This window comes from Actinoplanes sp. NPDC049802 (assembly GCF_040656595.1).
Lineage (GTDB): Bacteria > Actinomycetota > Actinomycetes > Mycobacteriales > Micromonosporaceae > Actinoplanes.
In genome coordinates this window covers 69,870-81,168 of the sequence record NZ_JBFAMR010000037.1, presented here as the reverse complement: position 1 = coordinate 81,168, position 11,299 = coordinate 69,870, and the positions used below count along the sequence as shown (strand labels likewise).

At 69.3% G+C, this 11,299-nt stretch carries 10 protein-coding genes and 1 pseudogene; 4 read left to right on the top strand and 7 right to left on the bottom strand.

The features are described from left to right. Both AB0I88_RS24665 and ppk2 read left to right on the top strand, forming a co-directional pair. Window positions 1-182 (top strand): annotated as a pseudogene (locus tag AB0I88_RS24665) (ISAs1 family transposase); the annotation flags it as partial. Between the two features lie 136 nt (window positions 183-318). After that, entirely contained in the window at window positions 319-1,212 is an 894-nt protein-coding gene (ppk2, locus tag AB0I88_RS24660) for a polyphosphate kinase 2 (protein WP_361028895.1), read from the top strand. 60 nt (window positions 1,213-1,272) lie between these two features. Here ppk2 and AB0I88_RS24655 read toward each other — a convergent pair whose 3' ends face one another. The 3 genes from AB0I88_RS24655 to AB0I88_RS24645 form a co-directional block, all read right to left on the bottom strand. After that, a complete protein-coding gene (locus AB0I88_RS24655) occupies window positions 1,273-2,238 on the bottom strand; it encodes an alcohol dehydrogenase catalytic domain-containing protein (RefSeq protein WP_361028889.1) in 966 nt (321 codons plus the stop codon). 165 nt (window positions 2,239-2,403) lie between these two features. Then, on the bottom strand, window positions 2,404-3,282 hold the full coding sequence (locus AB0I88_RS24650) for an SMP-30/gluconolactonase/LRE family protein (RefSeq protein ID WP_361028886.1): 879 nt from the start codon (window positions 3,280-3,282) through the stop codon (window positions 2,404-2,406). After that, a complete protein-coding gene (locus tag AB0I88_RS24645) occupies window positions 3,279-4,070 on the bottom strand; it encodes an IclR family transcriptional regulator (RefSeq protein ID WP_361028883.1) in 792 nt (263 codons plus the stop codon). Before AB0I88_RS24645 ends, AB0I88_RS24650 begins: the two co-directional genes overlap by 4 nt. Window positions 4,071-4,201: 131 nt before the next feature. Here AB0I88_RS24645 and AB0I88_RS24640 point away from each other — a divergent pair, with 131 nt between their 5' ends. Together AB0I88_RS24640 and AB0I88_RS24635 are read left to right on the top strand one after the other, a co-directional pair. Continuing rightward, window positions 4,202-5,917: a dihydroxy-acid dehydratase gene (locus AB0I88_RS24640; protein ID WP_361028880.1), complete on the top strand. Its 1,716-nt coding sequence runs from the start codon at window positions 4,202-4,204 to the stop codon at window positions 5,915-5,917. A gap of 57 nt (window positions 5,918-5,974) precedes the next feature. Beyond that, on the top strand, window positions 5,975-6,769 hold the full coding sequence (locus tag AB0I88_RS24635; RefSeq protein WP_361028877.1) for an aldolase/citrate lyase family protein: 795 nt from the start codon (window positions 5,975-5,977) through the stop codon (window positions 6,767-6,769). 32 nt (window positions 6,770-6,801) lie between these two features. On the opposite strand, the gene AB0I88_RS24630 is transcribed toward AB0I88_RS24635, so the two are convergent. From AB0I88_RS24630 to AB0I88_RS24615, 4 genes are all read right to left on the bottom strand, one after another. Beyond that, entirely contained in the window at window positions 6,802-7,872 is a 1,071-nt protein-coding gene (locus AB0I88_RS24630) for a MerR family transcriptional regulator (protein WP_361028874.1), read from the bottom strand. Between the two features lie 215 nt (window positions 7,873-8,087). Beyond that, complete coding sequence (locus AB0I88_RS24625; RefSeq protein WP_361028871.1) at window positions 8,088-8,807, bottom strand: VOC family protein; 720 nt, start codon at window positions 8,805-8,807, stop codon at window positions 8,088-8,090. Window positions 8,808-9,094: 287 nt separating this feature from the next. Next, window positions 9,095-10,873 (bottom strand): caspase family protein, encoded by a 1,779-nt coding sequence (locus tag AB0I88_RS24620; protein ID WP_361028892.1) that lies wholly within the window; start codon window positions 10,871-10,873, stop codon window positions 9,095-9,097. Window positions 10,874-10,875: 2 nt separating this feature from the next. Continuing rightward, window positions 10,876-11,247: a hypothetical protein gene (locus tag AB0I88_RS24615; RefSeq protein ID WP_361028868.1), complete on the bottom strand. Its 372-nt coding sequence runs from the start codon at window positions 11,245-11,247 to the stop codon at window positions 10,876-10,878. Window positions 11,248-11,299: the final 52 nt, after the last annotated feature.

Genomic DNA, 11,299 nt, shown 5'->3' with positions numbered 1-11,299 from the left:
ACGTCACCTACGACGAAGACCGCTCGCAGATCCGTACCGGCACCGGGCCACAGGTCATGGCCGCTCTGCGCAACGCCGCTATCGGCGCCTTACGCTCCGCGGGCGTCACCAACATCGCCGCCGCCAACCGCCACCACGCCCGCGACAGCAGCCGCCCGCTCGCCCTGCTCGGAATCACCTGACGACTTTGCCGGGGCCCTGGTCCCATAGCCACCGCGCGCCGCGCTGGCGGCGGCTACTGTTCGTGACGTGGTGGGTAACGCGGCGCAGTGGGTGGCCGCGACAGACGGGGATGCCGGGATCGATACTCGGGGGGTGATGCGCGAGAACTTCCGGGTGTATTTGGAACAACTGTTGCGTGAGGGCTATCGCGTACGGCACGACGAGCACCTCGCCGATCCCGACCTGATCGATCCCGGCGGCAACCCGGTGGAGACCTGGCGGGAGGACTACCCCTATCCCGACCGGCTCGACCGTGACGTCTACGAGCAGGAGAAGTACCAGCTGCAGATCGAGTTGCTGAAGTTCCTGAACTACACGCAGGAGACCGGTACCAAGCACGTGATCCTGTTCGAGGGCCGTGACGCCGCCGGAAAAGGTGGCACGATCAAGCGTTTCATGGAGCATCTCAACCCGCGTGCCGCCCGGGTCGTCGCCCTGACCAAGCCCACCGAGACCGAACTCGGTCAGTGGTACTTCCACCGGTATGTCACCCACCTGCCGACGGCCGGGGAGATAGTGCTGTTCGACCGATCCTGGTACAACCGGGCCGGGGTCGAACGGGTGATGGACTTCGTCACCGACCACGACTACCGCATCTTTCTCCGGCAGGCCCCGTTGTTCGAGGAGATGCTGGTCGAGAGCGGCTTCTCCTTGACGAAACTGTGGTTCTCGGTCACCCAGTCCGAACAGCGGACCCGCTTCGCGATCCGGCAGATCGACCCGGTCCGGCGGTGGAAACTCTCGCCCATGGACATCCAGTCCCTGGACCGCTGGGACGACTACACCACCGCGAAGGAGGCGATGATCGAGCACACGGACACCGACTTCGCACCGTGGACCTCGATCAAGAGCAACGACAAGAAACGCGCCCGCCTCAACGCGATGCGGTTCTTCCTCAACCAGTTCGACTACGAGGACAAGGACGTGTCGGTGGTCTACCCGGCCGACCCTCTGATCGTTCAGCGTGGCCGGGACTCGGTCAAGGACTGACCCCGGCTCCGGGGCCGCGGCCGGCGGCGGCCCCGGCGTGCGGCGACGCGTTGTGCTCCTCTACTTGCGCGGGTCGACGAGGATCTTCGGGCCGGCGCCTGCCCCGGCGGGCCGTTGACCGGCGAGAACGTCGATGATCTCGTCGAGCCCGACGGTCGCGGCGATCACACCCCGAGGATCGACAGAACCATCCGCGTACGCCGTGATGGTGCCGGAGAGGCCGGCGGAGGCACCGAGAATGCCGACCGCGGTGACGTCCTTGAGAGCGATCGAGCGCGTGTCGACGGTGCTGGGCGAACCGGCCAGGCCGACGTAGACGACCCGGCGCCCGGGTTCGACCAGGTCCACGGCCAGCGCCGGCAGGTGCGGGGCGTTGGAGGCGTCGACCACCGCGTCCCAGGCGCCGTCCGGGAGGGTCTCGCGGGTCCAGGCGTTGCCGAAGCCGAGCGAGCGGGCCAGTTCCAGGCTCCGCTCGCGGTGGCCGAGCAGATGCGTCTCGATGCCGCGGGCGCGGGCGAACATCGCGACGAGCAGGCCGATGGTGGCGGTGCCCAGGACCAGCAGCCGTTCCCCGGAGTTGAGCGCGGCGGCCTCCAGGCTGCGCAGCGCGTTCCCGCCCGGTTCCACCAGGGCGCCGACGCCGGCGTCCATCGTGGCGGGCAGCGCCTTGAGGTAGGCGGCCGGGTACGCGAGGCGTTCGGCGAGCGCTCCGGGAATGCCGTCGGAGATGCCGAGTTCGCTCAGCCGGGCGCAGACGTGATGCCGTCCGGCCAGGCAGCGCGGGCAGTTCCCGCAACCGATCATCGTGTCGCCGGTGACGCGCCGCCCGACCCATGCGGGGTCGGTGCCGGGCCCGGCCGCCGTGACCGTTCCGGCCCATTCGTGGCCGGGCCGCAGCGGGTAGGACGACCGGCCGGTGTGCAGGTAGTTCATCTGCCCGGTGAACAGTTCGACGTCGGTGCCGCACACCCCGGCACGGTCCACGTCGATGACGACCTGGCCGGGGCCGGCCTCGGGTTCGGGCACGTCCTGGACCTCGGCCCTGCCGGGTCCGGTGAAGACCAGCGCCCGCATCAGCGTGGCCCGGTGACGTGCCGGTGGCCGCCGAACGTGCGCGGGTCCGAGGCGTCGACCGGCCCGGCGGGTTTCTCGGCGGCGCCGATAAGGATGGTGTACACGGGTGCTCCGTTGTCAGAGTGCGGGATTCCAGTAGGTGGTGGGCAGTCCCACCGCGTCGACGCGGGCGGTGAACAACCGCCCGGAGTGCGGGTGCCGGGCCAGGTCGGCGGGGGAGAGGTCCTGCCGGGCGGTGGTGATGACCAGCGTGTTCAGGCCGGGCCCGGCGAAGGTGACGCTCGAGGTGTGCGGTGCGTCGACGGTCACGACGGCGAGCAGATCCCCGTCAGGGGTACGGCGTTCGACGCGCCCGCCGCCCCAGAGGGCGATCCACAGGTTGCCGTCGGCGTCGGCGCACATGCCGTCGGGGTGGTGCAGGGTGAATGCCCGGCGGCGAGGCCCGGTGGCGCCGGTGGCCGGATCGTAGTCGCGGGTCCAGACGGTGCCGGGCAGCGTGTCGATGCTGTAGAGGCGGCTGCCGTCCGGGCTCCAGGCCAGGCCGTTGGACAGGCGCAGGTCGTCGTCGAGGACCGTGCCGTCCTGCCGGAGCAGGAGTTCCTCGCCGGTGCGGTCGTCCTGTGCGAGGCTGCCGACCAGGAACCGGCCGGCCGGGTCGACGGCGCCGTCGTTGAGGCGGCTGTGCCGGTCCGCTGGCAGCAGCCGGGCCAGCGGTGTCCGCGTGCCGGTGCGGTCGTCGACGTGGACGAGGGTGTGGCGTTCGGCGACGAGCAGACCGCCGTCGGCGGCGACGGCGACGGCTCCGACGGTGCTGTCGAAGGTCCGGGCCCGGGTGTGGGCGATCTCGCCGGTCGCGGTGTCGAGGCGGCCCTCGTGCACGGCGCCGGCGGTGATGTCCACCCAGAGCAGCCGCTGCCGGCCGGGGTCCCACAGCGGCCCCTCGCCGAGGTGGTAGCCGTCGGTGGTCGCGGGACGGGCGGTGAAGTGTGTGGTCATCGGGGCTCCGTGCGGCCGGCGACGATGGCGCGGATCGCGGGCAGGTCGTCGACGAGTTTCTGGACGGGAGTGCGGTAGGCCAGGCCGCTGATGCTTATCGCTCCGCTGGGTGCGGTCGGTGAGGTGAGGTAGGCGGGGACGGCCAGGCAGTTGACGCCCGGCTCGTTCTCGCCGTCCTCGACGCTGTAGCCGCGTTCGCGGACCCGGGCCAGCTCGGCGTGCAGGTCCTCGACGGTGGCGATGGAGCGGTCGGTCGGGGTGGTCAGGGGCTGGTCGCCGACCCAGTCGCGGACCGCCTGCTCGGTGGGCAGCGCCGCGGCCAGCATCAGTTTGCCGACGGCGGTGCAGTGGGCGGGGTTGCGGCCGCCGACCACGGAGGTGAGCCGGACCGCGCCGACCGACGGATCCAGTTTGGCGCGGTAGACCACGTCCCGGCCGTCGAGGACCGCGTAGTGCACGGTCTCGCCGTACCGCTCGCACAACCTGGTGAGGATCGGCTGGACCCGGATGTGGTCGGGCCGGGCCTCGTGGTGGGCGAACGCCAGGCGCAGGAACTCGTCGCCGAGCACGTAGCGGCCGTAGCCGTCCTGTGCGGCGAACCCGGCCCGCCGCAGTGCGGCCAGGGCGCGGTGCACCGTCGGCTTGGCGCTGGCGACCGCCCGTGCCATGTCGTCCAGGCCGATGCCTTGCGGGTGTTTCGCCAGCTCGGCGAGAACGGCCAGGACACGATCGGAACCGACCAGCCTGCCTTCGGGGCCTGCGGCCTCGATCTCCACGTCATCGGTCATGGTTCCGAATGTTAGACCGTCGTTCCATCAAAATGAAACTGCTTCCGGAAATTACCGAGCTGGGCTACCGTCGGAGCCGACCGTTCCGAATAACGAATCAGAAATCCATCTATCAGAATCTGGGGGCCTCGATGTCGGCTCGACGCAGCGCGCAGTGGTACGCCGGAGACGACCGCAACAGCTACATCCACCGGGCGTGGATGCGCCGTGGGCTGCCGGCCGACGCGTTCGACGGCCGCCCGCACATCGCCATCGCCAACACCGCCTCCGATCTCACCCCCTGCAACGCCCACCTGAACGAGGTGGCCCGCAGCGTCGCCGACGGCATCTACCAGGCCGGTGGGATCCCGCTGAACCTGCCCGTGGTGTCACTGGGGGAGACGCAGGTGCGCCCGACCGCGATGCTGTGGCGCAACATGGCCGCGATGGCGATCGAGGAGATGCTGCGCGCCAACCCGATCGACGCGGTCGTGCTGCTCGGCGGCTGCGACAAGACCATCCCCGCGCTGCTGATGGGCGCCGCCTCCGTCGACCTGCCCGCCGTCGTGGTGCCCGGCGGCCCGATGCTCACCGGCACGTTCCGCGGTGTGCCGCTCGGCTGCGGCACCGACGTGTGGAAACTGTCCGAGGAGGTCCGCGCCGGCACCCTGAGCAACACCATGTTCCAGCGTTCCGAGTCGTCGATGATCCGCAGCAAAGGCCACTGCAACACGATGGGCACCGCGTCGACGATGGGGCTGCTCGCCGAGGTCCTCGGGATGACGCTGCCCGGCATCGCGGGCACGCCCGCACCGGACAGCCGGCTGCTCGAAGCATCGCACGCCACCGGGGTGCTGGCCGTCGAGATGGCCGACGCGCACCGGCGCCCCAGCACCGTGCTGAGCCGCGGCTCCTTCCTCAACGCCGTCGTCGCGCTCGCCGCGCTCGGCGGCTCCACCAACGCGGTCGTGCACCTGCTCGCCATCGCCGGCCGGCTGGGCATCGACCTCACCCAGGACGACTTCGACCGTACGGGCGCGGGTGTGCCCCTGCTGGTCGATCTGCTGCCCGCCGGCCGGTTCCTGATGGACGACCTCTACCGCGCCGGCGGCCTGCACGCGGTGCTCGCCGAGGTCCGTGACCTGCTCGACCCGGCCGCGCTGACCGTCACCGGCCGGCCGCTGGTCGACCACCTCGGCGACGCCCGGGCCCACGACCGGGAGGTGATCCGGCCCCGCGAACAGCCGCTGCGGCCGCACGCCGGGATCGCCGTGCTGCGCGGCAACCTCGCCCCCGGCGGCGCCGTCATCAAACCCGCCGCCGCCTCACCCGGACTGCTGTCCCACCGCGGCCCGGCCGTCGTCTTCGACTCCGTCGAAGACCTGCACGCCCGCCTCGACGACCCGGACCTGCCGGTCACCGCCGACTCGGTGCTGATCCTGCGCGGCTGCGGGCCCAAGGGCTACCCCGGCATGCCCGAGGTCTCCAACATGCCGCTGCCCACCAAGCTCCTCGAACAGGGGGTACGCGACATGGTGCGCATCTGCGACGGAAGGATGAGCGGCACCGCGTACGGAACCGTGGTTCTGCATGTGGTTCCCGAGGCCGCCGCCGGCGGACCGCTCGGCAAGGTCCGCACCGGCGACATGATCGTTCTGGACGTCGAGAACCGGCGCCTCGACGTCGACATCCCCGACGCCGAACTCGCCGCCCGCGAACCAGCCCCCGCCATGGTCCAGGCGTTCGCCGCCCCGGCCCGCGGTTGGGAGCGCCTCTACGTCGACACCGTCGGACAGGCCGACACCGGCGCCGACTGCGACTTCCTGCTCGGCTCCAGCGGCGACCAGGTCTCCCGGGAATCCCACTGAGTCCTCCGGAAAACAGCACTCGGCGGACACACTTCGATCGGACAGAGAGGTTCTGCCATGAACGTGGACGGCACCATCGCGGCTCGCAGCTCACATCGGCTGCGTGCCGGCTGGGCGCGGGGCACACCGGCATTCGGGCTGTGGAGCTCGATCCCGGACACCAGCGTCGCCGAACTGGTGGCGGGCAGCCCGTTCGACTACGTCTGCGTCGACCTGCAGCACGGCGTGCCCACCTTCACCGAACTGCCGGTGATGCTGCAGGTGATGCGAGCGGCCGGCCGGGCGCCCATCGTGCGGGTGCCGTGGAAGGATCCGGTGGCGATCATGCGGGCGCTCGACACGGGCGCCTGCGGAGTGCTCGTACCCATGATCGACAGCGCGGCGGACGCGGAACGAGCCGTCGCCGCCTGCCGCTTCCCCCCGGCCGGGCAGCGCAGTTGGGGCCCGATGTGGGGCTACACCCGCACCGAGGGCGTGCCGTCGCCCGCCGCACAGGATGCCGCGGTGCTGTGCATCGTGATGGTCGAGACCCGCGCCGGAGTCGACGCGCTCGAGCAGATCGTACGGGTGCCCGGCGTCGACGCCGTCTACATCGGCCCCAACGACCTGGCCCTCGACTGCGGGTACGGGCGCGCCACCTACCGCGACTCGCCAGACGTGGAGAAACTGCTGGACCACATCATCACCACCTGCCGATCTGCCGGTACGGCGGTCGGTCTGCACTGCTCCGACCTGGAGATGGGTGAGCACTGGGCCCGCCGCGGCGCCGGAATGCTGACGGTCGCCCAGGACACCGGCCTGTTGCAGGCCGCGCTCGACGCCACCTGGACGCGGCTGCACCCCGCCGGCTGACCGGCCGCACCACGCCGGCGAGCGGACACCTCTCAGCGAACGGTGACGATGTCGGCGACGACGCAGGCGATGTTGTCCGGTGCGCCCGCGGCGTAGGCGAGCTCGATCAGGCGTTGCGCCGTCGGTTCGGGCTCGCCGGTCTCCGCCAGCGCGGTGTGCAGGTCGTTGCGGTTGACGACGGCGGACAGACCGTCGGAGCACAGCAGGTAACGGTCCCCGGCCAGGGCGGTGCGCAGCGCCAGGTCGGCTTCGACGGGCTGGCTGCCGCCACCGAGCGCGCGGGTGAGCAGAGCGCGCTGCGGGTGGGCGGCGGCCTCGTCGAGGCTCAGTCTGCCGTACTCGACCTGGCTCCGGACCCAGGTGTGGTCCTGGGTGAGTTGCGAGAGTTCACCGTTGCGCAGCAGGTAGGCGCGGGTGTCGCCGATGTGGACCAGGGCCAGTTGCGAGCCGCGCCGCAGCAGGGCGGTCAAGGTGGTGGCGGGCTGGTCGTCGTCCGTGCCGGTGACGCGCACCTCACGATCGACGTCGTCGACGGTCGCGGCCAGCATGGCGAGCAACTCGGCGGCCGGTTTGTCAGCCAGTTCCAGCGCCTTGAGCGCGTCGACGGCCGCGGCGCTGGCGGCGGCGCCGGCTCCCCGGGTGCCGTCGGCGACGGCGAGCAGCCGGTCGCCGGCATAGGCGACATCCTCGTTGGTGTCGCGTCCGTGGCCGGGGTCGCAGCGCACGGCGTAGCGGATGGTCAGGGCAGGGTTGGTGTCGGACACGGTGACGCCCTTCTGGGACAGATGCTCGACGAGGCGGGCGACGTGGTGCGCGCGGTCCGCGGTGTCGGCGGTGACCTGCCGCCAGTACGCGGTGACCGCTTCGGCCGCCGCACCGGGCTCCAGGTCGCACACGATGCGGATGTCGGCCAGCGGCATGCCGATCCGGCGCAACCGGGCGATCAGACGGGCGTGAGCCAACTGTTCCGGTGCGTAGAACCGGTAGCCGGACTCGGGATCGACCGCCGCCGGCGGCAGCAGCCCCACCTCGTCGTACAGGCGCAACGCCTTGGGTGTCAGCCGCGCCGCTCGGGCGAACGCGCCGATGGTCAGCAGCTCCACGGTGTCATCCTCCTCGTGCCGGCCTGGTGGCCGGCACGGACCACGGTGGGGCCTGCCCAAGGGGCAAGGTCAAGCGCCGGCCCGAACCGCCGGTAGCGGGTCTGTCAGCCGTTGCGGCCGCGAGCAGCGGACACCGCGGTTCACCCGATCACCCGCCGGAGCTCATGAACACGTCTACCGATCTGGCCGAGATGAGCAGTCGCTCGTACGGTGAGTCACCGCAGTGCTGTCGCGAGTTCGGCGGCGTTGTCGAACGCGAGCGCCGCCCTTTCGGACTCGTCTTCCGTGAGCGTGACGGACCGGGCGCGGGCCAGCATCTCGGCCGCTGTCGTCGAGTCGTTCAGCACCATCGCGAGTTCGGCGCGGTAGACGAGGACCTCCACCTGCTCGACCGGGTCGTCGTCGGCTTGCGAGCGGGTCAATGCGCTGTCCAGGATCCGAACGGCCTGTCCGACGTTTCCCCGGGAATCGGCCTGTACGACAGCATTCGCCAGGGCCTTGGCAAGCCGCCCGGCAGGCGCGTCGGCCGGCACGGGCGCGGGGGCGGCGTCCCGAAAAACGCGAATCCAGTTGCCGCCCGGGTCGATGACGCTGAACCCGCCCAACCCGTCGGCGTTCTTCCGCGCCCTGGGCCGGGTCATCCGCGGTGTTCCGGACACCAATACCTTGCCGTACGCGGCGCGCATGCCGGCGGCGAATGCCCGATGTAGTCCCTCGATGTCCGGGGTGAGTACGAGACAGGAGCCATAGGACTGCTCCGGGTCGAATCCGGCGATCGCGAAGAACTGCAGATGCAGGTCTTCCCGCTGCAACCCCACACACGCGTTGGGCTTTCGTTGCCTGTACGTGGTACTGAAACCGAGGACTCGGTAAAAGCTCTCGATGTCGTCAATGGACGCGCACGGCAGCAGGGGAACGGTCCGCTCGTTGGTCATGCCTCTTCCTAAGCGTCGCGGTGCGTCCGACGCACACGGAAACAGCCGATCATCGCCTTCGGTCAGCCGATCGGTTGATGCCCCCGAACGCAACGCGGCAAGGCTTGCTGCTCGGGCGCCTGGTCGCCCGCCGGCTGCGGATGCAACCGGGTACGCCGGGTGGAGACCGAAGCCCTCGGCGCAGGCGAGGTCCGCCGGGTCGTGCCGGGCGTCCCGCGTATCAGTCCAGGAGACGATTACCGAAGGTCGGCCGCTTCGGAAGGCCCGGTCCGGCCACCCGCACGGGCTCAAGATCCCCAAAGACGCAGGCGCCCTTGTGTGTCGACGCTGGCAAGCAGACCACCGTCGGGGCTGAAGGCCACGGATGTTGTCTCCGCCTGCTGCCCGTCCAGATTTCCCACCGCTCGGCTCGTGGACGGCTCCCAAAGACGGATCAGGTCCGGGCTCCCGAGATTACCCCCGCAGGTTGCGAGTAATTCTCCATCAGGCCGGAAACTGACCGCGTTCACGGGTTTCTCCGTAACCATGGGCCTGCCGATCTGCTCGTGAGAGCCTCCGTCCCACAGTTTTGCGAAGCCCTTGCTCGCGGGGCCGCCACCGCCGGCGGCCAAGAAACGGCCATCACCACTGAATTGGATCGAGTAAGCCGTGCCCTCGCAAGGCAGATCGGCCGTCAATTGCCATGTCGACGTGTTGATGAGACACACATATTCATTTCCACCGACGGCCAATGTGCCACCGTCGGGGCTAAAGGCGACGGAGTAGCTGTAGCCGTCATGGAATCGCAATTCGTCGCCATAAGGGGCTCCGGTCCGCGCCTCCCAGAACCGCACGAAGCCATCGTTGGAACAGGTCGCCAGTAGGATGCTTGTCGGATCGAACGCCATTGCGCGCACCACCGCCGGGTGCGGAAGTGTGGCAACAAGGTGTTCGGTAGTCGTATCGAAGACGATCGCGGTGCCATCGGCGTCGCCTGTCGCGAGTAGAGTGCCGTCCGGGCTGAATGCCAACGTCACAACCATATTCCTATGTCCGCTGAACGGCGGGGCGGCCGGGCGGCCGGTGGCCACGCTGATCAGTTGCGCGTAAGCAGGCGCGCCACCGACCGCAACGCTCTCCCCGTTCGAATTGAAGGCAACCGCTCTCAAGTTGAATGTGGGACGGAGTAGGCCCAGCCGTAGGCGATAGTCTCGTACCAGTCGGCGGGGCGGAGGCGCGGTGGAGGAAGCGGGCGCCCGAACCTGCCGTTGAACCTGCCACGACTCCGTAGGTTGTGGAATTTGCCGAGCCGGCGCTGGGGTGGTGTTGCCGGTGCGCGGTGCCCCGGCAACGACGAGACGGCCTTCGCCGTTCCGGAGCCAGCGAGGACGCTGGGGGGAAGGTCCGGCGAGCACTCGCCCGTAGACGAAGTCATAAAGCTCCTCAACGGTGATCTTGCCGTCCTGGTCCATGTCGGCGGCCCCTGTTTCGAGGCCGACGATGAGCGCATCGGTAAAATAGGACGGCCGCGCGTCCGGGGCGTCGGTATCCTCAAAACTGCGCTCGGTTTCACCGGAAGCGGTGAGGACGGCGACGCCGGTGCCGTCGGGCAGGTCCCGAATCAGTGCTCCTACGTTGTACTCGGAATGAGAACGCGCCGCCATTCCTTTGAGGAACGCCCCGCTGAAGCAGCAATCAATCAGGACAAGAGTTGCCCTCGACCTGCTCTCATAGATTCGGTCCCGCACCCAATCCGCAGAAACGGCTGTCGAGCTCAGAAGCCGCATTTCAGTGTCACTGAAGGCGAAGTACAGCTTGCCGTTGGCGTCCTGAACGCCATGACAGGAGAAGTAGAGAAGATTGACCGAGTCGGTGACCTGAGCGCCTGAAAAGAATAGGTCGATGGCACGCTGCGCGTCTCGGCTCGTGCAGTCGACTGCTGTGTCGGTCTGGTATCCGACGCCGTCCAAACCCTCCAGAACCCGGCTGAGCTCCCTCACGTCCCGGCTGGGGGCGCGCAGTGGAGCGAGTGAGCGATCGACAACTCGCCCGCAGCCGAGGAGGAGCGCACGGCGTCGTCCGGCCATCGTCACGGCGCAGAATCAAGCTTCCGCAGGATGTTGCTCACCAGCTCTTCGCGCTGCCGTTTGGTCACACGGCCCTTGAACCGGACTCCGTCCATCTCGATCTCCACGTCGCTGGGCTGGCGGCTCAACCAGGACGAGACCACACTCATCAAGCTGCCCACAGCTACCGGCGCCAGCGTGACCACCAATGTGCCGATGGTGACCGCGCCGGCCGACTTCGCGCCGGGGGTTCCGGATCCCGGCATGGCAAGAGGCCGGACGTCGTCGACGTCGGTGGCCGCGATCTCCGAATACAGGACACGAGTCAGGCGCGCGAGCTCCTCCTCATCGACGGACGGGCAGTCGACGCGAATGCGAAGATCAAAGTGGTCCATACAAGACGCCCGTCTGTGGAGGTTGGTGGACAGGAACCTACATTCTTGAGCC